Origin of the sequence: Providencia hangzhouensis (assembly GCF_029193595.2) — a bacterium.
Classification (GTDB): domain Bacteria; phylum Pseudomonadota; class Gammaproteobacteria; order Enterobacterales; family Enterobacteriaceae; genus Providencia; species Providencia hangzhouensis.
On sequence record NZ_CP135052.1, the window covers coordinates 3,427,637 to 3,454,018 of the forward strand.

23 protein-coding genes are annotated in these 26,382 nt (G+C 40.5%); 20 read left to right on the forward strand and 3 right to left on the reverse strand.

Annotation, left to right across the window (positions count from 1 at the left end; translation table 11 throughout):
* Positions 1-10: 10 nt before the first annotated feature.
* The 5 genes from rlpA (at position 11) to lipA (ending at position 4,718) form a co-directional block, all read left to right on the forward strand.
* The gene (rlpA, locus tag PZ638_RS15590) at positions 11-985 is read left to right on the forward strand and encodes an endolytic peptidoglycan transglycosylase RlpA (protein WP_144140776.1); all 975 of its coding nucleotides are present in this window, start codon (positions 11-13) and stop codon (positions 983-985) included.
* A gap of 173 nt (positions 986-1,158) precedes the next feature.
* The gene (gene dacA / locus PZ638_RS15595; RefSeq protein ID WP_094961795.1) at positions 1,159-2,370 is read left to right on the forward strand and encodes a D-alanyl-D-alanine carboxypeptidase DacA; all 1,212 of its coding nucleotides are present in this window, start codon (positions 1,159-1,161) and stop codon (positions 2,368-2,370) included.
* Between the two features lie 150 nt (positions 2,371-2,520).
* On the forward strand, positions 2,521-2,784 hold the full coding sequence (gene ybeD, locus PZ638_RS15600) for a DUF493 family protein YbeD (protein ID WP_004257083.1): 264 nt from the start codon (positions 2,521-2,523) through the stop codon (positions 2,782-2,784).
* Between the two features lie 281 nt (positions 2,785-3,065).
* A complete protein-coding gene (gene lipB, locus PZ638_RS15605; RefSeq protein ID WP_004257086.1) occupies positions 3,066-3,629 on the forward strand; it encodes a lipoyl(octanoyl) transferase LipB in 564 nt (187 codons plus the stop codon).
* A gap of 123 nt (positions 3,630-3,752) precedes the next feature.
* Positions 3,753-4,718: a lipoyl synthase gene (gene lipA, locus PZ638_RS15610; RefSeq protein ID WP_004257088.1), complete on the forward strand. Its 966-nt coding sequence runs from the start codon at positions 3,753-3,755 to the stop codon at positions 4,716-4,718.
* A 143-nt stretch (positions 4,719-4,861) separates the two neighbouring features.
* On the opposite strand, the gene cspE is transcribed toward lipA, so the two are convergent.
* Together cspE and PZ638_RS15620 are read right to left on the reverse strand one after the other, a co-directional pair.
* Positions 4,862-5,071, reverse strand: coding sequence for a transcription antiterminator/RNA stability regulator CspE (cspE, locus tag PZ638_RS15615; protein WP_004257099.1), 210 nt, complete (start codon positions 5,069-5,071; stop codon positions 4,862-4,864).
* 216 nt (positions 5,072-5,287) lie between these two features.
* Positions 5,288-5,746 (reverse strand): methylated-DNA--[protein]-cysteine S-methyltransferase, encoded by a 459-nt coding sequence (locus PZ638_RS15620; RefSeq protein ID WP_004257101.1) that lies wholly within the window; start codon positions 5,744-5,746, stop codon positions 5,288-5,290.
* Between the two features lie 288 nt (positions 5,747-6,034).
* Here PZ638_RS15620 and nrdH point away from each other — a divergent pair, with 288 nt between their 5' ends.
* From nrdH to emrB, 11 genes are all read left to right on the forward strand, one after another.
* Entirely contained in the window at positions 6,035-6,262 is a 228-nt protein-coding gene (nrdH, locus tag PZ638_RS15625; protein WP_036957963.1) for a glutaredoxin-like protein NrdH, read from the forward strand.
* A gap of 8 nt (positions 6,263-6,270) precedes the next feature.
* Positions 6,271-6,684, forward strand: coding sequence for a class Ib ribonucleoside-diphosphate reductase assembly flavoprotein NrdI (gene nrdI, locus PZ638_RS15630; protein ID WP_004257105.1), 414 nt, complete (start codon positions 6,271-6,273; stop codon positions 6,682-6,684).
* A gap of 11 nt (positions 6,685-6,695) precedes the next feature.
* A complete protein-coding gene (gene nrdE / locus PZ638_RS15635; RefSeq protein WP_272674766.1) occupies positions 6,696-8,828 on the forward strand; it encodes a class 1b ribonucleoside-diphosphate reductase subunit alpha in 2,133 nt (710 codons plus the stop codon).
* A gap of 12 nt (positions 8,829-8,840) precedes the next feature.
* The gene (gene nrdF / locus PZ638_RS15640) at positions 8,841-9,812 is read left to right on the forward strand and encodes a class 1b ribonucleoside-diphosphate reductase subunit beta (protein ID WP_272674764.1); all 972 of its coding nucleotides are present in this window, start codon (positions 8,841-8,843) and stop codon (positions 9,810-9,812) included.
* 726 nt (positions 9,813-10,538) lie between these two features.
* Positions 10,539-11,738 carry a glycine betaine/L-proline ABC transporter ATP-binding protein ProV gene (gene proV / locus PZ638_RS15645; RefSeq protein WP_272674763.1) on the forward strand — a complete coding sequence of 400 codons (1,200 nt, stop codon included), beginning with the start codon at positions 10,539-10,541 and terminating at the stop codon, positions 11,736-11,738.
* The gene (proW, locus tag PZ638_RS15650; RefSeq protein WP_272674762.1) at positions 11,731-12,906 is read left to right on the forward strand and encodes a glycine betaine/L-proline ABC transporter permease ProW; all 1,176 of its coding nucleotides are present in this window, start codon (positions 11,731-11,733) and stop codon (positions 12,904-12,906) included. Before proV ends, proW begins: the two co-directional genes overlap by 8 nt.
* A 102-nt stretch (positions 12,907-13,008) precedes the next feature.
* The gene (gene proX / locus PZ638_RS15655) at positions 13,009-14,004 is read left to right on the forward strand and encodes a glycine betaine/L-proline ABC transporter substrate-binding protein ProX (protein ID WP_272674759.1); all 996 of its coding nucleotides are present in this window, start codon (positions 13,009-13,011) and stop codon (positions 14,002-14,004) included.
* A gap of 131 nt (positions 14,005-14,135) precedes the next feature.
* The gene (locus PZ638_RS15660; RefSeq protein ID WP_004257121.1) at positions 14,136-15,335 is read left to right on the forward strand and encodes an MFS transporter; all 1,200 of its coding nucleotides are present in this window, start codon (positions 14,136-14,138) and stop codon (positions 15,333-15,335) included.
* A gap of 661 nt (positions 15,336-15,996) precedes the next feature.
* Positions 15,997-16,512, forward strand: a complete 516-nt coding sequence (gene mprA, locus PZ638_RS15665) for a transcriptional repressor MprA (protein ID WP_004257124.1) — start codon at positions 15,997-15,999, stop codon at positions 16,510-16,512.
* Positions 16,513-16,728: 216 nt separating this feature from the next.
* On the forward strand, positions 16,729-17,910 hold the full coding sequence (gene emrA / locus PZ638_RS15670; protein WP_180312096.1) for a multidrug efflux MFS transporter periplasmic adaptor subunit EmrA: 1,182 nt from the start codon (positions 16,729-16,731) through the stop codon (positions 17,908-17,910).
* Positions 17,911-17,962: 52 nt separating this feature from the next.
* Positions 17,963-19,462: a multidrug efflux MFS transporter permease subunit EmrB gene (emrB, locus tag PZ638_RS15675; protein ID WP_050763760.1), complete on the forward strand. Its 1,500-nt coding sequence runs from the start codon at positions 17,963-17,965 to the stop codon at positions 19,460-19,462.
* Between the two features lie 106 nt (positions 19,463-19,568).
* On the opposite strand, the gene PZ638_RS15680 is transcribed toward emrB, so the two are convergent.
* Positions 19,569-20,663 carry a tRNA/rRNA methyltransferase gene (locus PZ638_RS15680; protein WP_004257138.1) on the reverse strand — a complete coding sequence of 365 codons (1,095 nt, stop codon included), beginning with the start codon at positions 20,661-20,663 and terminating at the stop codon, positions 19,569-19,571.
* A gap of 171 nt (positions 20,664-20,834) precedes the next feature.
* Here PZ638_RS15680 and PZ638_RS15685 point away from each other — a divergent pair, with 171 nt between their 5' ends.
* The 4 genes from PZ638_RS15685 (at position 20,835) to PZ638_RS15700 (ending at position 26,329) form a co-directional block, all read left to right on the forward strand.
* Positions 20,835-21,536, forward strand: coding sequence for a tRNA-uridine aminocarboxypropyltransferase (locus PZ638_RS15685; RefSeq protein WP_036957965.1), 702 nt, complete (start codon positions 20,835-20,837; stop codon positions 21,534-21,536).
* A 228-nt stretch (positions 21,537-21,764) separates the two neighbouring features.
* Positions 21,765-24,410: a bifunctional acetate--CoA ligase family protein/GNAT family N-acetyltransferase gene (locus PZ638_RS15690; RefSeq protein ID WP_096864975.1), complete on the forward strand. Its 2,646-nt coding sequence runs from the start codon at positions 21,765-21,767 to the stop codon at positions 24,408-24,410.
* A 159-nt stretch (positions 24,411-24,569) separates the two neighbouring features.
* A complete protein-coding gene (gene pssA / locus PZ638_RS15695; protein WP_094961788.1) occupies positions 24,570-25,925 on the forward strand; it encodes a CDP-diacylglycerol--serine O-phosphatidyltransferase in 1,356 nt (451 codons plus the stop codon).
* Positions 25,926-25,996: 71 nt separating this feature from the next.
* The gene (locus PZ638_RS15700; RefSeq protein WP_094961836.1) at positions 25,997-26,329 is read left to right on the forward strand and encodes a YfiM family lipoprotein; all 333 of its coding nucleotides are present in this window, start codon (positions 25,997-25,999) and stop codon (positions 26,327-26,329) included.
* The last annotated feature ends 53 nt before the right edge of the window (positions 26,330-26,382 follow it).

The following is a 26,382-nucleotide window of genomic DNA, read 5'->3' on the forward strand; positions in this document are numbered from 1 at the left end:
GAGGCTTAGTATGCGTTTACAATGGATAATGCTTGGCGTCACAGCCGCGCTACTCAGTGGCTGTGTGACAGATGAAGTTAAACAACCAGCCCAAGTGCCAACCAATGTACCCACTCAAGATGTATTAGGTGCAGAGCCTCATTATGAGCCGTATCATCCAACCGCAAATAATGATTACTCACGTAATGGTCAACAATACCAAATCGTACGTGACCCATCACAATTTAGCCAAGTGGGTTATGCATCTATTTATGGTGCTGAGTCTGCAGGTAATATGACTGCGATTGGGGAACGCGTTAACCCAGTAGAATTAACAGCGGCTCACCCGACTTTGCCAATCCCAAGTTATGTACGTATCACCAATATGATGAATGGCCGCATGATGGTTGTTCGTGTTAATGACCGCGGGCCTTATGTTCCAGGTAAAAGTATTGCTGTTTCAAGAGCTACCGCTGACCGCCTGAATTTAATGCCTACGACAAAAATTAAAATTGATGCCATTCAAGTTGCCCAAGATGGCTCCTTATCAGGGACAGGAACAGTAGGTTCTAACTTTGTGAAACAGAGCTATGCTTTACCGGGACGCCCACAATTAGGTTCTGGCCCAATGGGCACCCCTGTGATGGAAAACTTGCCAACTCCGGAAAATACATTGCCAGTTCAGCAGCCCAAAGAACCGATGCAGCCTACTATGCCAGACATGAGCCTGCAAACACCAACACCGCCACCTGCAACCGTTGCAGCTGAAGAACCGGTTCCAGAGCGTGGTTTTCTTGTTCAAGCAGGTGCCATTAGTAGCCAAGCCAACGCGCAAAATATGCTGAATGAGTTGAAAACACAATTTAATGTTCCAGGCCGTCTACAACCCTATAATGGTATTTACCGAGTACAGCTAGGGCCATTTAGTACAAGGCAACAAGCTGTTGAGGTTCAAGGCCGTTTACAGTCTGAAAAAAACCAATCGTCAATGGTCGTTGCGCCATAGAGCTATGTAACTTTAGGTTGCTCAATCATATTTTGGGCAACCTAAATACAGGCAATATTCAACTGACAAAAAAAATCATTGGTACAGCGCAAAAGTCACTTTTTCCTTATCCCGTTCTTTTGCTAAACTGCGCCTCCTTGTGTTAACCGAATTTCGGATGTAATGGTAAAACCATGAATAATGTCGCTCCATCACGCATCGTGCGTCATACTGTGCTGGGTTCCGCACTCCTTCTTATGACTGCTAACATTGCGAACGCTAATGAAACCTTCCCAAATACATCAATTCCTGCAGCACCCGCTATTGATGCAGAAGCTTATATCTTAATTGATTATAATTCAGGCAAAGTTCTCGCTGAAAGTAATGCTGACCAACGCCGTGATCCGGCGAGTTTGACAAAAATGATGACCAGCTATGTTATCGGTCAGGCAATTAAGTCAGGCAAAATTGGTGAAAATGATATTGTCACGGTTGGAAATGATGCGTGGGCTACTGGTAACCCAGTATTTAAAGGCTCATCATTGATGTTCTTAAAACCAGGCGATCGTGTTAGTGTTTCTCAGTTGACTCGTGGCATTAACTTGCAATCAGGTAATGATGCCTGTGTTGCAATGGCCGACTATATTGCGGGTGACCAAGCCAACTTTGTTCAGCTAATGAATGGTTACGTGAACAAATTAGGACTGAAAAATACCCATTTTCAAACTGTTCATGGGTTAGATGCTGAGGGCCAATATAGTTCAGCACGTGATATGGCTCTTATTGGGCAAGCGCTAGTACGTGATGTGCCTGAAGAATACGCAATTTATAAAGAGAAAGAGTTTACCTTTAACAACATCCGTCAAACAAACCGCAATGGGCTGTTGTGGGATAAAAGCTTAGCTGTTGATGGCATCAAAACAGGCCATACTAATGCCGCGGGCTATAACCTTGTCGCATCAGCAACTGAAGGTGACATGCGCCTGATCTCTGTTGTTATGGGGGGTAAAAGTAGCAAAGGCCGTGATGCCGAAAGTAAAAAATTACTCACTTACGGTTTCCGCTTTTATGAAACCGTTAAACCATTACAAGCCAATGTGGATTTTGCCAGTGTGCCAGTCTGGTTTGGTGATGAAAATGAAGTAAAATTAGGTGTGACCGAAGATTTATACCTCACTATCCCACGAGGCCGCTTAAAAGATTTAAAAGCCAGCTATGAATTAACGACAACTGAACTAGAAGCACCATTAACCAAAGGCCAACAAGTAGGGACAATTAGCTTCCAACTTGATGGTAAAATCATCGAACAGCACCCTTTAGCAGTGTTAAAAGATGTTGAAGAAGGTGGCTTTTTCAGTCGGTTAATTGACTACATAAAATTACTCTTTCATCGCTGGTTTGGTTAAGACTTGAAACTAAAATAAGTCGTCCCCATATAGTAAATATCGAAATAGATAAGTACCGAAATGTTTGTTGGATGAATACATCTCATTGGCTGGTTTAATACCAGCCAATCTTTTTCAGCCAGCAGCCCAATTTAAAAATTAGGAGTGCCCATGAAAACGAAATTAGGTGAACTGCTTGAGTTCCCATGCCCATTAACCTACAAAGTGATGGGCTTGGCACAGCCTGAACTGGTTGATCAAGTGATTGAAGTGGTACAGCGTCATGCGCCAGGTGACTATAGCCCAGACGTAAAACCAAGTAGCAAAGGCAATTATCACTCAGTTTCTATTACTATCAATGCAACTCATATTGAACAAGTTGAAACCTTGTATACTGAGTTAGGTGCATTAGAGTTAGTGAAAGTTGTACTTTAAACAACAAGTTATCAAAGGCCGAATAGTCTACTGTTATTCGGCCTTTTTCATTTTTATGCCCTACGTTAAAATGCAATATATTCACTCCTAAATAACATTTGTTTCCAATCTAAATCACATTTTATGCAAGCATCCAGTCGTATGTTAACTTGAAGTATGGCAAACATAGGCGTTATACTGCCCGCAACGATAAAGACAACGTGGACACCTAAATTTTGTCAGATAGATGTATAACCATACGCCAACTTGGCCTTGCTCCTTATCAAACTGTTTCTGATGCGATGCACCAATTCACAGAACACCGTACGCCAGAAACCCATGATGAAATTTGGCTAGTTGAACATCCTCGCGTATTTACCCAAGGCCAAGCCGGAAAAGCGGAGCACGTTCTTGCCCCTGGTGATATCCCTGTTATCCAAAGTGATAGAGGCGGCCAAGTTACCTATCATGGGCCAGGGCAACAAGTGATGTATGTTATGCTCGATCTAAAACGCAATAAAATTGGTGTTCGTGAGCTAGTTACCGCATTAGAAAATACCGTCGTAAATACCCTTGCCCATTTTAATATTGCAGCGTATCCTCGCCCTGATGCTCCCGGTGTCTATGTTAATGGCGACAAAATTTGCTCCCTCGGATTACGCATAAGGAAAGGCTGTTCTTTTCATGGGCTCGCATTGAATATTGATATGGATCTTGAACCCTTTAATCGTATTAATCCTTGTGGTTACAGTGAATTAAAGATGACTCAAATGAGTAATCTTGCTCCCAAAGTATCAGTTTCCGATGTTCAGCCTGTGCTAATTCGCCAATTCTGTGACACACTAGGATTTCATATTGTTCAATAATAATGCTATAATTTTTTAACATTTTTAAAAAATATTTTAATGAATGGATAACAGTCTCCATTCGGTTTTATTTAGAATTATCACTTATCCATCAGCATAAAAGATAACTGGAACCGTCATATTATGAGTAAACCAATTCAGATAGAACGCGGAATTAAATATCGTGACGCCGACAAAATGGCGCTGATCCCTGTCAAAAACGTTGTGACTGAACGAGAAGAAATTCTACGTAAACCTGACTGGATGAAAATTAGGCTTCCTGCTGATTCCACTCGTATTCAAGGCATTAAAGCAGCCATGCGCAAAAATGGCTTACACTCTGTATGTGAAGAGGCATCATGCCCTAACCTTTCTGAGTGTTTTAACCATGGTACCGCGACCTTTATGATTTTGGGCGCTATTTGTACCCGCCGCTGCCCATTCTGTGATGTTGCCCATGGTCGCCCAAATGCACCAGATGCCAACGAGCCCGAAAAATTAGCGCAAACTATTAAAGATATGGCGCTACGCTATGTCGTCATTACGTCTGTTGACCGTGATGACCTACGTGATGGCGGAGCACAGCATTTTGCTGATTGCATTAGTGCTATTCGTGAAAAAAGCCCATCAATTAAAATTGAAACGCTGGTTCCTGACTTCCGCGGCCGTATGGATCGCGCATTAGAGATTTTAACCGCAACACCACCTGATGTGTTTAACCATAATCTTGAAAATGTGCCACGTGTTTACCGCCAAGTTCGCCCTGGCGCTAACTATGAATGGTCTTTAAAATTACTCGAAAAATTTAAAGAAGCACATCCAAATATCCCAACTAAATCGGGGTTAATGGTCGGTCTTGGTGAAACCAATGAAGAAATTATCGAGGTTATGCGCGACTTACGTCGTCATGGTGTAACGATGCTTACACTAGGCCAATACTTACAACCAAGTCGCCATCACTTACCCGTCAAACGCTATGTCAGCCCAGCTGAGTTCGATGAAATGAAAGAAGAAGCCATGGCAATGGGCTTCACTCACGCAGCCTGTGGCCCATTCGTTCGCTCTTCTTATCATGCCGATTTACAAGCTAAAGGCGAAGAAGTTAAATAATCTCAACTGTTTAATTTATAGATAATTTATAGATGAAAAGGTCTGGTTTATATCAGGCCTTTTTTATTTTTATAGATAAAAAAACTCGCCCTAGCTATCTAGGGCGAGTTTTCAGCTGTTCGTTTTAATCTTAATTATAAAAATTACAGAGGAATAACGTTAGCAGCAGATGGGCCTTTAGCACCTTCAGTAATTTCAAATTCCACTTTTTGGCCTTCAGCTAAGGTTTTGAAACCATCGCCCATAATCGCAGAAAAGTGAACAAATACATCTTTGCTACCATCTTCTGGAGTGATAAAACCAAAACCTTTAGATTCGTTGAACCACTTAACGTTACCTTTAACTTTAGACATCAAATATTACCTTTAAAATAAAATAGACACACCATCTGTATCAAGCTCAGTACATCAGATTTCTCAGTTACTTGTCTACAACCTAGATCACGAAAATGGACTAAAAAGATAAAAAAATATTATTTATCGATAGAATAGGTTCTGATTTCGACAATAATTCTTATCAATAGTAATTATTACAACCAATAGTATTACCTATAACTAATTATTTAGTGTTTACTTCTCATGCAAAAGTAACCAATCTTTAATATCTAAGCCCCCTGTATACCCCACTAATTTTCCATCATGCCCAAGTACGCGATGACAAGGAACAATTAATGAGATTGGATTACGTGAGTTTGCCATACCGACCGCACGACAATAATTTACGGAGCCTAACTTTAACGCCAAATCTTTATAGCTCCATCGCTCCCCGTAAGGGATCCCACAAAGATGTTTCCACACTTTTTTCTGAAATTCTGTTCCTTGTGGATTTAATGCAACCGTAAAAACGGTTCTTTTATGATTAAAGTATTCCTTTAATTCTTTCACACAAAGCTTGGAGTGCTCATTCTTCGTTTCTTTTTCTGTTTTTTCATCCACAAAATAGAGGCTCGTTATTCCGTCATCATCAGCCGTAATATGTATCCACGGTTTAGGAAATTTATCCGGTGTTGCTAAATATTGATGGTACATAGTATCTCCTCAAAAGGACTCAATTACCTGATTGTATATACAGTTATAGAGTAAATTATTTCCACTTTGCAATGATCTTTTTTCTTAGAGAGTCTATCTGAATCATCCAATACCATACTTTTTTATTTTCAATGTTAATAACCACCTAGCTAATAATTAGAATAATTATCATTCAATATTTTCTATTCACTACATATTGTGTGGTTGATAAGTTAAAAATCTATATATAGTATTTATATGTCACGCACCTTATTTTTACTACTATTAAACATTCAAAAGGTAAATAACATGGCTGAGATTACCATTTATAGTAAACCTAACTGCGTTCAGTGTAATGCAACTTATCAAGCCTTAGATCGCAAATCTATTTCCTACCAAATCATTGACCTTACTGAAGACAGCCAAGCTCTTGAATTAGTCAGAAAATTAGGCTACCAGCAAGTTCCTGTTGTTATTGCGGGAGACAAACATTGGGCAGGTTTTCGACCAGACATGATTAGCTTATTAGCCGCTTAGGTGGTGTTATGAAAACGGAATCACTCATCTATTTTTCAAGTCGCTCAGGAAATTGCCATCGCTTTATTGAAAAGCTAGGTGTCCCAGCAACGCGGTTGCCTATTGGAAGCCACGAAAATAGTCTAATTGCGACAAAACCTTATGTTTTATTACTGCCGACCTACGGTGGTGGTGGTAGCAAAGGTGCTGTCCCAAAAGAGGTGATCCAATTTCTTAATATTGAAGTCAACCGCACACTTATCCGCGGTGTTATTGCTGCGGGTAATACCAATTTTGGTGATGCCTATGCGATAGCTGGAAATATCATTGCGCAAAAATGCCATGTCCCCTACCTATATCGTTTTGAACTTCTTGGTACTGATAAAGATGTTCAGTCCGTTCAACAAGGCCTAAAAACGTTTTGGCAACGTACAAACAACTAGAGTTATTCCAAATGGATAAAATGCAAAATATATCAGATGTGGATTATCATGCGCTCAATGCGATGTTGAATTTATATGATAATGAAGGCCGTATTCAATTTGATAAAGACAAAGAAGCGGCTCACCACTATTTTCGACAGCATGTGAACCAAAACACCGTATTTTTCCATGATTTAAAAGAAAAATTAGACTTTTTAGTACAAGAAAATTATTACGAAAACAGTGTATTAGAACAATATGACTTTGAATTTATCAAAGCACTATTTAAACAGGCATACGCTCATAAATTCCGTTTTCAAACGTTTCTCGGTGCCTTTAAATATTACACGAGCTATACGCTGAAAACTTTTGATGGCAAACGCTATCTCGAACGCTATGAAGATCGCGTTTGTATGGTTGCTTTAACGCTTGCGCAAGGGAGTGAATCTCTTGCTAAATTGTATGTCGATGAAATTATTACAGGTCGTTTCCAACCTGCAACTCCCACCTTCCTTAACTGCGGTAAAAAACAACGCGGTGAGCTAATCTCTTGTTTTCTTTTAAGAATCGAAGACAACATGGAATCTATTGGCCGCTCTGTGAATTCGGCTTTGCAGCTATCCAAACGAGGTGGCGGAGTCGCCTTTCTAATGACCAATTTGCGGGAACAAGGCGCCCCAATAAAACTGATTGAAAACCAGTCTTCTGGTGTTGTTCCTGTCATGAAAATGTTAGAAGATGCATTTTCTTATGCCAACCAATTAGGTGCAAGGCAAGGCGCCGGTGCCGTCTATTTGCATGCTCATCACCCTGATATTATGCGTTTTCTTGATACTAAGCGTGAAAATGCAGATGAAAAAATACGGATTAAAACACTTTCTTTAGGGGTCGTTATCCCCGATATTACTTTCCAGCTAGCGAAAGATAACCAGGACATGTATTTGTTCTCTCCTTATGATACTGAGCGCATCTATGGGGTTCCTATGTCTGAAATTAGCGTTACAGACAAATACCATGAGATGGTCAATAACAAAGCGATAAAAAAATACAAAATTAATGCTCGGGAGTTTTTCCAAACTTTAGCTGAGATCCAGTTTGAATCTGGATATCCGTATATTTTATTTGAAGATACTGCCAACCGAGCTAACCCTATTGCAGGACGCATTAATATGAGCAATCTATGCTCAGAAATACTACAAGTTAATCGCCCTAGCATTTATGAAGACGATTTGAGCTATCAACAAATTGGTAAAGATATTAGCTGTAATTTAGGCTCCATGAATATCGCTAAAACAATGGATTCACCGGATTTCGCCCAATCAATAGCTGCAGCTGTTAGAGCATTGAGCGCGGTTTCAGATATGAGCGATATTCGCTCAGTCCCTTCCATTGCTGAAGGTAACCGACAATCGCATGCGATTGGGTTAGGTCAAATGAATTTACATGGCTACTTGGCAAGGGAGCATATTTATTACGGCTCAGAAGAAGCGCTCGATTTCACCAATATCTATTTTTATGCGGTCACCTATTACGCATTAAAAACTTCAAACCAATTAGCCATCGAAAGAAAAACTGCATTTGTTGGTTTTGAACATTCAAGCTATGCCTCTGGTGATTATTTTGATAAATATATCAACAATATTTGGCTACCAAAAACACAAACCGTTCAGGAATTATTCCGACGTTCGGGTATCGAAATTCCAACTCGTGAAGATTGGCAAGCTTTAAAGCAGTCTGTCATTACCTATGGGATTTATAACCAAAACTTGCAAGCGATACCTCCTACAGGGTCTATTTCTTATATCAATAATTCAACATCAAGTATTCACCCGATTGTTTCACGAATTGAAATTCGTAAAGAAGGTAAAATTGGTCGTGTCTACTACCCTGCTCCTTTCATGACGAATGAAAACTTAGAATATTACCAAGATGCTTACCAAATCGGCCCTGAAAAAATTATTGATACTTATGCCATGGCAACTCAGCACGTTGACCAAGGTTTATCTTTGACTCTATTTTTTAAAGATGATGCCACCACACGAGATATTAACCGAGCGCAAATATATGCCTGGCGAAAAGGAATCAAGACATTGTATTACATCCGATTACGCCAAACTGCCCTCGAAGGAACTGAAGTCGAAGGCTGTGTATCTTGCACTTTGTAATAGGAATATATTATGACCACCAGCACATCTAACACACCAGTAAAAGCCATTAACTGGAACCGTATTCAGGATGATAAAGACTTAGAAGTATGGAACCGATTAACGAGCAATTTTTGGCTTCCAGAAAAAGTGCCATTATCTAATGATATTCCGTCTTGGAATACCCTAACTGCTGCAGAAAAACAGCTGACGATACGTGTATTTACCGGTCTTACACTACTAGATACGATTCAAAATACGGTGGGTGCGCCTTGCTTAATGCCAGATGCTCAAACTCCCCATGAAGAAGCGGTTTTGTCGAATATTAGCTTTATGGAAGCAGTACATGCTCGCTCTTATAGTTCAATATTTTCAACACTCTGTTCAACGGTTGATGTCGATGATGCATACCGCTGGAGTGAAGAAAACAATGCATTACAAAATAAAGCTAAGATTATCCTGTCTTACTATTGTGATTCACACCCTTTAAAGAAAAAAATCGCAAGTGTCTTTTTAGAATCATTTCTATTTTATTCAGGTTTTTATTTACCAATGTATTGGTCAAGTAGAGGAAAATTAACCAATACCGCAGATCTTATACGCTTAATTATTCGTGATGAAGCCATACATGGCTATTATATTGGCTATAAATTTCAAAAGTCATTAGCACAATATGATGAGAATACTCAGAAAAAAATTAAGGATTTTGCTTTTTCATTATTATTCGATTTATATGAAAATGAAGTGAAATATACACAAGAACTTTATGACACAGTGGGTTGGTCAGAAGATGTCAAAAAATTTCTTCATTATAATGCGAATAAAGCATTAATGAATTTAGGTTATGAAGCTTTATTTCCTGATACGGTCACCGATGTCAGTGCTGCGATATTATCTGCCTTATCTCCTGATGCAAATGAAAATCATGATTTCTTTTCGGGCTCTGGTTCATCTTATATTATTGGTAAAGCAGTCAGTACCGAAGATGATGACTGGGACTTTTAACCAAAGCTTTAATTTAGCTTATTGATAGATACCACTCCAACAAAAAACCATACCATGATGAATTATAATGACTTTATTTATCATGGTATTTTTTAGCTCAAAAAACAGACTGATTCATTCGTTTTTTATATGTATATCTGTTTAATTACTCATTTTTAATGAGTTAATCTGGCCGTTAATTTCAATTCAATCAAGTTTTACTTCATTTTATATTAATTTAATTAATGAATAAGCTGTTAAATTCAATTTTTTTACCTATTAAACCAGCATCTACCCAGCTAAAAATCGAATAAATTCAGCTGCCCCCATATTAATAAAAGCAAAGTGAACTATTTTTAAATAAATTCAACTTCACCAGTAAGTTAACTTTGATATGGAAATCATAAAATTACCATCCTATAGCTCAATGAGGCTTTTATTAATATTAATAAAATCACTTTTTACCTCTAATTTTTTTGATTAATTATACTTAACCTAGGGTTGTCAGCTGATTTTATTATGCTAGGGTTTATTGCTTGCAAATTTTATTAATAACTCAAACGGAGAAATTTGAATTTAATCCATAATTAGCTAATCAATTAAACTAAATACAGGAATCTATGCCCTAATAATTTTCAAAGGATAATCATAGTTAGGAAATATAGTGTTAACTATCACTATAGAATTCATCACACTCAATATGGGTAATTCATCTTCCTTATTGATTGAAAATTGGGTAAATAATATATGGCAACAAAATTACAAGTTAAAAACTTATATAAAATATTTGGGGACAATCCTGCTCAAGCATTTAAGCTATTAGAATCAGGTATGAATAAAGATGATATCTTTGAAAAAACAGGCCTAACCGTAGGTGTTCAAGATGTTAATCTGACGATTGAAGAAGGCGAAATCTTTGTTGTCATGGGACTTTCTGGCTCAGGAAAATCTACCTTGGTGCGCCTCCTCAATCGCCTGATAGAACCTACTAGCGGGCAAGTCATGATCGATGGAGAGGATATTTCCAATATCTCTGACAAAGCATTGCGCGAAGTTAGGCGAACAAAAATTAGTATGGTGTTTCAATCCTTTGCATTGATGCCACATATGAACGTCATTGATAACACCGCTTTTGGTATGGAACTTTCTGGCATTCCAAAAGAAGAGCGCCATAAGAAAGCCATGAATGCGCTTGAACAAGTTAATCTTGAAAAATGGGCTAATTCATACCCAGATGAGCTCTCGGGTGGGATGCGCCAGCGTATCGGGTTAGCCAGAGCGCTAGCCAATGACCCTGATATTCTGTTAATGGACGAAGCGTTCTCAGCCCTTGACCCATTAATTCGTACTGAAATGCAAGATGAACTGCTCTCCTTACAAGGGGATAAACAACGCACTATTGTCTTTATTTCTCATGATCTTGATGAAGCCATGAGAATTGGTGACCGCATTGCCATTATGCAAGGAGGCGTTGTCGTTCAAGTTGGTACGCCTGATGAAATCCTCAATAATCCAGCGAATGATTATGTTAAAACCTTTTTCCGCGGTGTGGATATCAGCCAAGTATTCAGCGCTAAGGACATCGCACGTAGGCGGCCAAATGCCCTATTGCATATCGCACCGGGCTTTGGTCCCCGCTCCGCGCTAAAAGTCCTTAACGATGAAGATCGCTATCACGGCTATTTAATTTCTCGAGGACATACCTTTGCCGGTGTGGTTTCTGTTGAATCCTTAGAAAAAGCGCTTCATGAAAAAGCAGGTATTGAAGCCGCAATTTTAACTGATATCGAACCAATTCAAGGTGATACATCCTTAAATGAAGTTATTTCTACAGTAGCCCAAGCCCCTTGCGCCGTTCCGGTTATTAACGAAAAAAACCGGTATTTGGGCGTGATTTCAAAAGGAATGCTGTTACAAGCGCTGGATAAGGAGACACCAAATGAGTAAGCAAAATCAAGAAGCTACGACTAACCAGCAAGATCCATGGGCTGATACTGAAGTCACTGAGACACCAACACAAGGTACTGAAAATACACCAGCTGATGACCCATGGGCAGCGACAAGCTCTAGCGAGACAAATACCTCTGCGGATGATCCTTGGGGCAATGCATCAGACACAACAACACCTGCTGATACCAGTTCGAGTGATTGGCTTGATGCCGCCCCAACTGATAGCATCGTGCCCGATCAGTTTAATATTATGGACCCCTTCCAACACACACTGATCCCCCTTGATTCATGGGTTACGCATGCTATCGATTGGATTGTTCTCAACTTTCGTCCTGTATTCCAAGGAATACGCGCTCCCATTGATTTCATTCTGAGCGGGTTTGAACAATTTCTTACATCACTACCAGCTCCTGTTGCCATTATTATTTTCGCATTACTCACTTGGCAATTAGCCGGACGCGCAATGGGTGTGGCCACATTTATTTCGATGATAGCCATCGGGGCGATTGGTGCTTGGTCAGAAGCGATGGTGACACTATCTCTAGTGCTCACATCTTTACTGTTTTGTATTGTGATAGGACTACCACTGGGTATTTGGTTGGCACGTAGTGATAGAGCCGCTAAGATTATTCGCCCATTACTTGATGCGATGCAAACCACACCTGCATTCGTCTATTTAGTCCCGATTGTTATGTTATTTGGTATCGGTAATGTACCCGGTGTCGTCGTCACCATTATATTTGCTTTACCGCCAATCATTCGTTTGACCATTTTAGGGATCAAACAAGTCCCAGCTGACTTAATTGAAGCCGCTGAATCATTCGGTGCAAGCCCTCGCCAAATGCTGTTTAAAGTGCAATTGCCATTGGCAATGCCAACCATTATGGCCGGGGTGAACCAAACCTTGATGTTAGCACTGTCGATGGTCGTTATCGCCTCAATGATTGCAGTCGGAGGCTTAGGCCAGATGGTCTTACGGGGTATTGGCCGCCTTGATATGGGTCTCGCGTCTGTCGGAGGGGTCGGTATTGTTATTCTGGCTATCATCTTAGACCGTTTTACCCAATCTTTAGGGCAAGATACTCGCGGCAAAACATCATGTCGTTGGTATCAAAAAGGCCCTATTGGGCTAGTCATGCGCCCATTTTGTAAAAAAAACCATTAATCAGAACATCCTCCATTCACCTAAGTGCCACTCACGTGGCACCTAACTTGGCTCTTAACTTTAAAGCCAAGCTCGCTGCGAAAAAACAGAGGGAACAATATAATGAAACATAAAATCATTCTTGCATCTGCACTAACAGCCATGTTTACCGTCCCATTTGCAGGTGCTAACGACCTGCCAGGTAAAGGGGTAAAAATTAACCCTGTGCAAAGTACGATCAGTGAGGAGACATTCCAAACACTGATTGTTGCGAAAGCCCTTGAAGAACTCGGCTATGATGTCCAACCGATCAAAGAAGTCGACTATAATGTTGCTTACGCATCAATTGCGAACGGTGATGCGACTTACTTAGCCACCAGCTGGGTTCCTTTACATAATGCGCAATATGACGCCGCTGGCGGTGATAATGTGTTCTATCGTCAAGGTAATTATGTTGTCAATGCAGCTCAAGGCTACCTCATCGACAAAAAAACCGCTGAAAAATACAAGATTACCAATGTTGAACAACTCAAAGACCCTAAAATTGCCAAACTCTTTGATTCAAATGGTAATGGTAAAGCGGATTTAACGGGATGTAACCCAGGTTGGGGCTGTGAAGCAGCCATCAATAACCATTTAAAAGCCTATGACTTAGAAAAAACGGTTGACCATAACCAAGGGAACTACGCGGCAATGATGGCAGATACCATTACCCGATATAAAGAAGGTAAGCCTATTTTATATTATACGTGGACGCCTTATTGGATAAGTGATGTCCTCAAGCCGGGCCGTGATGTAGTTTGGTTAGAAGTGCCATTCTCATCAATGCCAAACGGTGAAAAAACAGACACCACATTACCTAACGGAAAAAACTATGGTTTCCCACCAAATACCATGCATATCGTCGCCAATCAAAAATGGGCTGCAGATAACCCTGCTGCAGCAAAATTATTTGAAGTAATGAAACTACCTATTGCCGATATTAATGCGCAAAACTTAAGAATGCATAATGGTGAAGCATCTCAATCGGATATTCAGCGCCACACAAATGCTTGGATCAAAGCCCATCAATCCACTTTTGATGGCTGGGTAAAAGAAGCACAAGAAGCCGCTAAGTAAGTATAAACAGCTCGATTAAGTCACCTTAGCCACCCTAGCCGGTGGCTTTTTTACATCAATGACAAAAAGAAATAAACCAAGGTAATAAATTTTGTTTATAGTAGTCGCCTAGCTAATAATAGGTAATCCTCATGAAACAGACCCAAACTGCAGAGCTAACAACGGGCCTCACTATTTTAATGGCCATTGCCACAGGTCTTGTCGTTGCCAGTAATTACTATGCTCAACCGCTTTTAGACACCATTGCGGGGCAGTTTAATTTAACCACTAATATGGCTGGGTTTATTGTCACCGCGGCCCAACTGGGCTATGCGGCAGGTTTACTTTTTTTAGTCCCGTTGGGAGATTTGTTTGAACGCAAGCGTTTAATTTTAACGATGACCTTTCTTTCGGCATTAGGGCTATTAATTACAGCGCTTTCAAATAATATTTGGCAAATCCTTTTAGGTACCGCCCTTACTGGACTATTTTCAGTTGTTGCACAAGTCCTGATCCCACTAGCAGCATCTATTGCTAAGCCTCATAAACGTGGTAAAGCGGTAGGAATGATTATGAGTGGGTTATTGCTGGGCATTTTACTTGCAAGAACGGTTTCAGGTGCTGTTGCTATGGTCGGTGGCTGGAGAGCGATCTATTGGGTGGCCTTTGCATTATTGATGCTGTTAATGATTGTTCTAGCCATTAAACTCCCCCGTTACCATCAAAAAGCTAACTTAAACTACTTCCAGCTCATTGGTTCTATTGGCCGGTTATTTTTCGGCACTCCAGTGCTTGCGGTACGCGCTTCTCTCGGTGCATTATCATTTGCCAATTTTGGTTTACTGTGGACCGCAATGGCTTTCTTATTAGCCAGTCCGCCATTCAATTATTCCGAAGGGACTATAGGTTTATTTGGCTTAGTCGGTGCCGCAGGTGCCATTATGGCCTCCCAAGCAGGGCATCTTGTCGATAAAGGCAAAGGAAAGCTCATTACAACTATTGGGTTGGTGTTATTACTATTATCCTGGATACCCATCGGTTTAGCGAAATATTCCCTGGTCGCATTTATCATTGGTATTTTGGTGCTAGACCTTGCAGTACAAGCCGTCCATGTCACCAGTCAGAGTACGTTATATCGAATATTACCTGAAGCTCGTAACCGCCTAACGGCAGGCTATATGACCAGCTATTTCATTGGGGGCGCACTAGGATCTCTACTTTCAGGCTATGCCTATGAACACGCGGGTTGGGAGGGAGTTGCGATTGCAGGTGCAATCTTAACCACTCTAAGTTTAATTATTTGGGCTATCGGTATTCGCTATGATCCCATCATCACCACAACTGATGACTAAACATAACTGATATCTGTATCAATACATTTTATGATGAAAATTTTCGAGATCACATAAACATATAAAATCTCATAATACATTAAACTTATGTGACTCAATTTTACCCATCAAATCTGTTGAATATTGAATAAATAAACAGTTCATCATAAGGCCAATAATTATCAACTGTGATAGTAAACAAAGTAAATATTAGGGAATGACACAGTTAAACAAATACAATGACTCTATGAAAAGGTAGTATAACTGTTAATAAATCAAATTATTGCTATATCAGATAATGTTTAAATTATACAAAAATAAGTAATTACACCTATCCATTAAAAATATCTATCTAAGTTGTAATTATTGGGTAACAAAAAAAATGGTATTGAGTTAATGTCGTGTGATTATATATTGTTTTGTATGATTGAAATTAGCCTTTAATTAAGCATTGGCTTGGTTGTTTTATAACCAAAAATGACACTATCAGTGTAAAAAGGTCAGCCTGCTATACAAAAATAGGTAAATTACATTCATAAAATTTATGAATCATGTATCATTATCAAAATAAAATCGGCGATATTAATTAAGTATAATTGCTAATTCTATCTTTTAATATACCATTTAGGTGGTTGATGACAGTTGTAATCTTACCAACTGAAACTAATAAGGTATCCCAATAATGGAAAGTTCATTTACACCAACTGAAGAGCTACTCAATGCTCGTGTAGAACAACAAGATTCACATGAAAGTCCTATTCCGTATCAAGAAATCCTACTGACACGCCTATGCATGCATGTTCATGGGAAGTTACTTGAAACACGAAATAATATGTTAAGGTCTCAAGGTATTAATGAAACCCTGTTTATGGCACTTATGATCCTTGATACAAAAGACTCCCGCAGTATTCAGCCATCTGAACTCAGTGCGGCTCTTGGTTCCTCACGAACCAATGCAACACGAATTGCAGATGAACTGGAAAAAAATGGTTGGATTGAGCGCAAAGAAAGTCACAACGATAGACGTTGCCTTCATCTACACCTCACAGAAAAAGGGACGGAATTTTTAAATGGCCTATTACCACCTCAACACAGCGCATTAATTGATATTTGGTCTGTTTTAGATGCTGATGAGAAACAACAGCTTAACACGCTGATGCGTAAATTACTGACAAAACTGGATACTATAAAAGATTGACCATAAAATTTGTAAGGTTAATGTATTTGAGCCATTCTTAAGCTCAAAGGTGAAAAAAAACTTTTCAGCCCATAATATTTCATTATCCTTTCACCCTTATGCTTTACGATATCCCATCAAACAGCAAAATCATTTGTAGTCTCAGTTTCCAGTGGTTATTACCTAACTACTGGAAACAACCGTGATCCTTATCCAGAGAAGTGGAGAAATACGAGTATGAGTTCCCCTGAGGAAATGCAACAAACGCAAACTCCCCAACGAAATAAAAAAAGGCAACGTAAAAGTGCGCTTATCTTGTTGACTCTATTATTTATTATTATAGGCGTTGGCTGGGGGGCCTACTGGTATCTCGTTCTTCGTCACTATGAATCAACGGATAATGCTTATGTCGCGGGAAACCAAGTACAAATACAATCCCAAGTTTCCGGCAGCGTGATGACTGTCAATGTGGACAACACAGATTTCGTGACAAGTGGAACTGTTTTGGTTGAACTGGACCCACGTGATGCTGAATTAGCTCTCGATAAAGCAAAAACAGAATTAGCCAACAGTGTGCGTCAAACCCGCCAGCACATGGTCAACAGCCGCCAGCTACAAGCCAATATTGAGGTCAAACGTTCTGAATTAAACCGGTTGCAAAATGATTTAAAACGTCGAGAAGTTTTAGGTAGTAGCCATGTCATTGGTAAAGAAGAACTACAACACGCAAGAGAAGCTGTCGTCAGTGCTAAAGCGGCATTAGACATGGCAATAGAACAATATAATGCTAATCAAGCCATAGTGTTAAATAGCTCAATTGAAAAACAACCCGCAGTAGAGCAAGCAGCAACACAAGTTCGAAACGCTTGGCTCACCTTGCAACGGACGAAAATCGTCAGCCCTGTTGATGGCTATGTTTCACGCCGCAGTGTACAAGTGGGTTCACAAATCACCCCTTCAACCCCATTAATGGCCATCGTTCCTTCCAATGGTATGTGGATTGATGCGAACTTTAAAGAAACACAACTTGCGGATATGCGTATCGGCCAACCTGCGAAAGTCATTACTGATTTTTACGGTAAAGATATCGTATTTAACGGTACTGTTGTGGGACTTGATATGGGAACAGGTAGCGCGTTCTCTTTATTACCCGCACAAAATGCCAGTGGTAACTGGATCAAAGTGGTCCAACGCCTACCCGTACGTATTGCCTTAAATGAAAACCAACTTGAAGAACACCCATTACGTATCGGTTTATCCACCGAAGTTACGGTTGATACATTAGATAAAAATGGCAAAGTGCTTTCTAAAGGGATGCGTGATACCCCTGCTTACCATACTGCTGCATTAGCTGTAGATATGTCTCCTGCGGACAAAATAGTTACTGAGATAATTAATAATAACCTAGGAAATAAATAGTGGGGGTGCAATCGTGACGACAGCACCTTTAACGGGATCAAAACTCGCATGGATGACAATTGCTCTTTCATTGGCAACATTTATGCAAGTTCTTGATTCCACCATTGCTAACGTAGCTATTCCAACCATTGCAGGAAACTTGGGGGCATCCAACTCGCAAGGAACATGGGTAATAACCTCTTTCGGCGTTGCCAATGCCATCTCCATCCCCATCACTGGTTGGCTAGCCCGTAGGATAGGTGAAGTCAGGCTATTTTTATGGTCTACAGGCTTATTCGCTTTAACTTCATGGCTATGCGGTATTTCTGGCAGCTTAGAGATGCTGATCTTATTCCGAGTTTTACAAGGTTTAGTCGCAGGACCACTCATTCCTTTATCTCAAAGCCTACTGCTTAACAATTATCCTCCAGCCAAACGCAATATGGCCCTCGCCCTTTGGTCAATGACTATCGTTATTGCTCCGATTTGCGGACCGATTCTTGGTGGTTATATTAGTGATAACTACCATTGGGGCTGGATATTTTTTATCAATGTACCATTTAGTATTGCGATCATTTTTGCCATCATGCGCACCTTAAAAGGCCGTGAAACTAAAATATCTATTCAGCGCATTGATACTATTGGTTTAGTGCTATTGGTTGTTGGTATTGGTGCTTTACAGATTATGCTTGACCAAGGCAAAGAGCTGGATTGGTTTAACTCGACTGAAATTATCGTCCTGACCGTTATTGCTGTTGTCGCTATTGCCTTTTTAATTGTATGGGAACTCACCGATGACCATCCCGTCATCGACTTATCCCTATTTAAAGAACGCAATTTTACGATTGGCTGTTTGTCCTTAAGCCTTGCTTACATGCTCTATTTTGGAACGATTGTACTACTGCCGCAATTGCTACAAGAAGTTTATGGCTATACCGCAACATGGGCTGGGTTAGCCTCTGCACCTGTAGGATTATTACCGCTATTGATTACGCCAATTATAGGGCGTTTTGGTAACCGAATTGATATGCGTTATTTAGTTACATTCAGCTTTATTATCTATGCTGTTTGCTACTATTGGCGTGCTTATACTTTCGAACCTGGGATGAGTTTTGCCGAAGCTGCTTGGCCGCAATTTGTGCAAGGTTTAGCCATCGCTTGTTTCTTTATGCCTTTGACAACCATTACATTATCTGGCCTGCCGCCAGAAAAAATGGCCTCTGCATCGAGTTTATCTAACTTTACTCGTACCCTAGCTGGAGCCATTGGGACATCAATCACCACAACAATGTGGACCCAAAGAGAGTCAATGCATCATGAAAACCTCGCTGAATTTGTTAACCCATATAACCCAAATGCCCAACAGATGTACAGTGAACTGGCGAAAATAGGCATGAATGAGCAGCAAAGTGCGGCCTATCTTGCTAAAACGATTACTGACCAAGGACTGATTATGTCAGCAAATGAGATATTCTGGCTCTCAGCTGGAATTTTTATCCTACTGATGGTCATTGTCTGGTTCGCTAAGCCACCATTTGGGGCAGGTTCAAAAGACGGTGGTGGTGCTCATTAATTAGCCCAACCCAGTGAATAACTTGGTGATAGATATAAAAAAGCCATACATAGCGGGAATACATCCTTTTATGTATGGTCTTATTTTTCTGATAAAGCGTAGGTGGTTATTTAACTTGGTTTTGTTGCCACCACTGGGCTAACATAATTCCTGTTGCAACAGAGACATTCAAGCTTTCCACTTTACCTGTTCCACCGATATAGAGACTCATATCGCCTTGATCCCACGTACTATCACTTAAACCATCACTCTCTTGGCCTAAAACTAAGACCATTTTGGCCGGTAACTTCGCTTTTGCGAGATCTTGACTGCCTTTATGGCTAGAAGTCGTCACAATGGTATAACCCGCTTTGCGGAATTTATCCAAAGTATCTGTCAATCCATCTGCATCAATCGCTTTAATGTGTTCAGCACCACCTTCTGCAGTGCGAATTGCCGCCCCAGACTCTAGCATGCCTGCATCCTGCAAAATCACACCTTTGATACCGAAATGCGCACAGCTACGCATAATTCCGCCCAGATTATGTGGATTTCCCACATCTTCCAGTGCTAATACGCAGTCATTACCTGCCGCTTGCTGCAAGTAAGCATCAGCACTCATTCCACCGCGTTTTTTAATGATAAAACAGACACCACCATGATGTTCAGTTCCGGATGCTTTCGATAACTCTTCGTCATCAACAACGTGGTAAGCTTTGCGATTTGCCGCCATCCATTTTAACGCATCACGAAAACGCGGTGTGACAGATTGCAAGAACCATGCGCGAACAATCGCATCAGGGCGGTTTTTAAACATGGCTTGGCAGGCATTCTCACCGTAGATACGAGTTTCTTCTTGGCGCTGCTTACGCAATTGTTCAGGGTCAATCTGGCTCTTACCAACAATTCCGCCATGGTCATTCGTTAACTCTTCGCTATCTGGCTTAGAAACAGTGCGCCATGGCGAACGCTCGCGAGGTGCTTCATTACGGTTATCAGAGCGACGACCTTCACGCCCACCTTCAGGGCGGCTTGAGCGACCACCACGATCTTGACGGGCACCATCTCGTCTATCACCACCACGCTTGTCATTACCGCGCCTATCATCACGGCCACCGCCTCGGCGTTTATCATTACCTTTATTGTTGTCCTGCTCTTCACTGCGGACATACATCACTTTTACTTTGCCGTTTTTACCACTAAAATCATTCGAGTCGTTCATCACTATCCCCTACACTAAGCTATGGCGCGAAGATTACATGATGTTGCATGGCTACGCTACCGATTCGCACTATTATCTCATCTAAAAGTTATTGAATATACTTCTATCGTATAGAAATCGTTTTGCGTACAATATGCGCCTTAATTTTAGGCCTAAAAAATATAATTCAACATGACTTCGAATGCCGTTTATCACCTGCGTCAACAGCGCCTCGCATTATCGACTAAACCGTTTAGGGCACGAGGCTGCCGAGTAAAACGTTGCCAATATTGTTTGTTACCTAACCCACAATGCCTATGCCAAGACACCATATCATCACAAGCAAAAAGCCAATTTTGCTTGATTATGTTTGATGGTGAGGTATTTAAGCCAAGTAATACAGGAAAGTTGATTGCGGATGTTTTGCCCGACACTTTGGCCTTTCAATGGTCAAGAACAGAGCCTGATACGCAGCTATTGGCGGCACTGCAAGACACCACAAGGCAGCCTTACCTTATTTTTCCAGAAAGCTACGCTCAAAATGAACGCATCGTGGTCAATGAACCGACTTTGTCGGATAAACCCGCTTTATTTATTTTACTCGATGGGACCTGGCCTGAAGCACGCAAAATGTTTCGAAAAAGCCCTTATCTTAATGATATTCCAATGCTTTCAATTAATACCAAAGCAAGAACTGACTACTTACTCCGTACGCCATCAAGGGAAGAACAACATTGTACCGCCGAAGTTGCAGCTACCGTTTTAGAATTAGCGGGAGATTTAGACGCTTCACAACAACTCTTTAGCCACTTCAATCTTTTCCGTCAAAAATACCTTGAAGGGAAACCGCATCACCCTATTGCACAAAAGCTACTTACCGAATCCCACCTCTAACTATTTATTGGTACTGTTTTTCTCTTTCTTTTCGAGCCCAGTACCATTAAATGACAACTTTTAGATCGTCGTGCTGATAAAACGTGAACGTGCTTGTATAAATTAATTAAACTCACCAGATAAACTAGCGCAATCTCAAAGATAAGGCATAGTATTCATAAGTATCACTCAGCCACTTTTTATCTATTGAACGCTTATCTCGTTCAACAAAGCAAAGGGTTATCAACCATGGGTTTAGTCAGTCAGTTAGAATCTTTATTCCGGCCAAAGTCTATCGTTGTCGTGGGAGCATCTGAAAACCCGAGCCGCGCAGGTTCGGTGATGATGAAAAACCTACTTACCAGCGGTTTTAAAGGTCCTATTTTACCTGTTAATCCAAACCGAAACTCTGTCCTCGGCGTACTTGCTTATCCTTCTATAGATAAATTACCGCTCAAACCTGATCTTGCCGTTATCTGTACCCATTACTCACGTAATATCTCCTGTTTACAGCAATTAGGGGAAGCTGGCTGTAAAGTGGTTATTATTTTGTCATCCCCTTCAATTCAGTTTAATGAATTAAAAAAAGTCGCCCAGCAATATCAAATTCGCCTATTAGGCCCGAATAGCCTAGGTTTTCTCGCACCATGGCAAGGTTTGAATGCGAGTTTTTCTCCAATACCAATCTTAAAAGGAAAACTCGCTTTTATCTCTCAATCTGCTGCTGTATCGAATACCGTTCTGGATTGGGCAAGGCACCGAGACATCGGTTTTTCTTATTTTATTGCCCTTGGTGATAGCATCGATATAGATATTGACGATTTACTCGATTACTTAGCGCGTGACAGCAAAACCAGCGCTATTTTGCTGTACCTTGAGAGCATTAGTGATGCACGACGTTTCTTATCATCATCTCGCAGTGCCTCACGCAATAAACCTATATTAGTGATAAAAAGTGGTCGAACCCGCAAAGCACAAAAACTACTGGGCGATAAACCTAGCCTAGATGCCGCTTACGATGCTGCTATCCAGCGTGCAGGTCTTCTTCGCGTGCAAGATACTCACGAAATGTTTTCTGCGGTTGAGACATTAAGCTATATGACTCCATTACGCGGTGAGCGTCTTTCAATCATGAGTAATGGTTCTGCCCCAGCCGCGATGGCATTAGACGAACTTCTCTTACGTAATGGTAAACTTGCAACGTTAAGTGTTGAAACAGAAAATGAATTAAGTTCACTATTACCTCTTGATTTATCGACACAAAATCCGATTGACTTAGGAGATGATTCCACCGTTGAGCGCTATATCAATGTACTGAACAAAATGCTCGATAGCCATGACCATGACGCTTTGTTACTTATCCACACTCCCAGTGCGATAACTGAAAGTAAAACCATGGCAGAAAAAATTATTAAAACTATTAAGCAACACCCACGCGGAAAGTGGCTAACCATTTTAACCAACTGGTGTGGAGAATATTCCTCTCAAGAATCTCGTCGCCTATTTAGTGAAGCTGGGATCCCTACCTACCGCACTCCAGAAGGGGCAATCACAGCGTATATGCATATGGTGGAATATCGCCGTAACCAAAAACAATTAAAAGAAACGCCAGCCCTTCCAGTAGGTATCACCGCTAATACGCAACAGGCTCATGAATATATTCAGCAAGCATTAGAAAATAATAAGCTCCACTTGGATACTCATGAAGTTCAGCCAATTTTAAAAGCCTACGGGTTAAATAGCTTACCCACCTGGATTGCACATTCGAGCAATGAAGCCATTGAAATCGCAGAGAAAATTGGTTACCCCGTTGCTTTAAAACTACGTTCTCCCGATATTGTACACAAGTCAGAAGTACAAGGGGTCATGCTCTATTTACGCAATGCTAAAGAGGTAGAAGATGCAGCTAAAGCGATTATGGAACGAGTTTCAACAAATTTCCCTAATGCACGAATTGAAGGTCTACTAGTACAAAGTATGGCTAATCGAGCAGGTGCTCAAGAGCTCAGGATCGCTGTTGAACTAGACCCTGTCTTTGGCCCTCTTATCATGTTAGGAGAAGGTGGTATTGAGTGGCAACAAGAGAGCCAAGCTGCTGTAGCTCTTCCTCCGCTAAATATGGCTTTAGCTCGCTACCTAGTTATTAATGCTATTAAAGGTTATAAAATAAAATCCCGAAGTGCTTTAGAACCATTAAACATCATAGGGTTATCTGCTTTATTAGTACGAGTTTCAAATTTAATTATTGATTGCCCAAATATTACAAGGTTAGATATTCATCCATTGCTCGCCTCAGGGGATGAATTTACTTTACTTGATGTCTCCATGGCATTAAGCCCAACAGATGATGCGACAACATCAAGACTGGCAATTCGCCCTTATCCTAGTGAGCTAGAAGAAACAATTCATTTAAAAGAAGATCTTACCTGCTTACTACGACCGATCCTCCCTGAAGATGAACCTTTGCTAAAATCCTTTATAGAGCAAGTGACTAAAGAGGATCTTTATTATCGCTACTTTAGCGAGATCAGCGAATTTACCCACGATGATCTTGCCAATATGACACAGATTGATTATGACCGTGAAATGGCTTTCGTTGCGGTAAAAAACCCCAATACTACGCCTGAAATTATTGGCGTCACGCGAGCAATGGCTGATCCTGATAACCAAGAGGCTGAATTTGCAGTACTGGTTCGCTCTGATATGAAAGGGCAAACGCTCGGTTATCAACTTATGCAAAAGTTACTTAACTATACGCGAAGCCACGGCATTAAAAAGCTAACAGCCATAACTATGCCTGAAAACCGCAATATGATAAGCCTAGCTAAAAAACTTGGTTTTGAGATTGACGTTCAATTTGAAGATGGAGTCGTTAATCTGACACTTCACTTATAGAAATATCTAAGGACACGGCTTAACTTGTATAGTAATTAAACAAGTCGTCAATTTATACTAAATGGTTTAGCTAAATATGCTATCATCCATAGATCATTCGCTTAAAAATGTGCGCAAAGCGAGTTGCTATTAGACTAATAAGAGAAAATTTACACTGTGATGTTGTCAAAATTAAAACAAGCAAAACATCAACAATATTTGTTAAGTTTACCAAAACTCTCTCAAGAAATTGCTGATGTAAAAACGCTATATAAGACAGAAGATTTTCGTGATGAACTGCTTAAACAAATTTCTCAGGCTCAAAATACTATCTACATAACGGCTTTGTATTTAGAGAAAGACGATGCAGGTAAAGACGTACTTCATGCTTTATACGCTGCAAAACAAGCTAATACATCATTGGATATCAAAATTCTCGTAGACTGGCACCGTGCTCAGCGAGGTCGCATAGGGGTTGCAGCAAACGCCACTAATGCCGATTGGTATTATGATGTTGCAAAACATTACCCTGAAATTGAAATCCCTATCTACGGCATCCCTGTAAATACACGGGAAGCTCTGGGTGTTTTGCATCTAAAAGGCTTTTTATTTGATGATACTCTGCTCTATAGCGGGGCTAGTATTAATGACGTCTATTTACAACGTCATAGTAAATACCGTTACGACCGCTATCACCTGATCAAAAATAGCCAACTTACCGCATCAATGAAAAAATTTATTGATGACGCATTACTACAAGCTGATGCCATTCATTTATTAAATACGCCAACTCGACCAAAAACAGCTGAGTTTAAGCATTTAATTAAACAATTTCGTTTGGGCTTACGGGGAGCGTCCTATCAATTTTCAGGGAATGCAACTAATGATGAGCTGTCCGTCACTCCCTTTGTTGGTCTCGGTAAGAAAAACGATTTAAACCGTGTTATCACTCATTTAATGGGTGCAACAAACAATAAACTAACAATCTGTACGCCTTATTTTAATTTGCCTGCGGTGTTAGTTAGGGTTATTAGTCGGTTACTGCGTGATGGCAAACAAGTAGAAATTATCATTGGTGACAAAACTGCCAACGACTTCTATATCCCACCTGAAGAGCCATTTAAAATTATTGGTGCATTGCCATACCTTTATGAGATCAACTTGCGCCGTTTTGTTAGTCGCTTGCAACGCTTTATTGATAACCAGCAGTTAACAGTAAGGCTCTGGAAAGACGCAGACAATACCTATCACCTAAAGGGGATGTGGGTTGATAATCACTGGCAATTGATCACGGGTAACAACTTAAACCCACGCGCTTGGGGGTTAGATCTTGAAAACGCAGTATTAATTCACGATCCAAAACAACAGCTGCAAGAGCAACGCAATCACGAGCTAGAGTGCATTCGAACTCATACTAAGGTTGTTAGCCATTTTCGTGAACTGGATAGCATCCAAACCTATCCTGTTAAAGTGAAGAAATTAATCCGACGACTACGTCGAATACGAGTCGATCGCTTAATTAGCCGCATCCTTTAGAATTTAAACAAAGCGTCACTCCGGTGGCGCTTTTACTTTGCTACTTTAATTTTTTAGGTATCTTACCAAAAATGTTTAAATCACTGATCATTAGCTTACTTATATTCATTTCAACAGGATGTACTGGTTTTCATTGGGCTAATGATAATTGGCAAGGTAAAGATAAAGCGCAGCATTTTGCATTTTCAGCCGCGATGGCTGCGGCTGGTAATGCTTATGCAGATAAACAAAACATGCAACACCGCGATGCTGCAATATTTGGTATTCTATTTTCAGTTTCTCTTGGCGCAGCAAAAGAGCTTTATGACAGCAGGCCTAATGGTACTGGGTGGAGTTGGCATGATTTTGCCTATGATGTTGCAGGGTCAATAGCAGGTTATAGTTTATATCAGTCCTTAAAGTAACCCACGCCCTTCTTTCCCATTTTTACATTCCTCTCCTATTTTTAATATTTCGC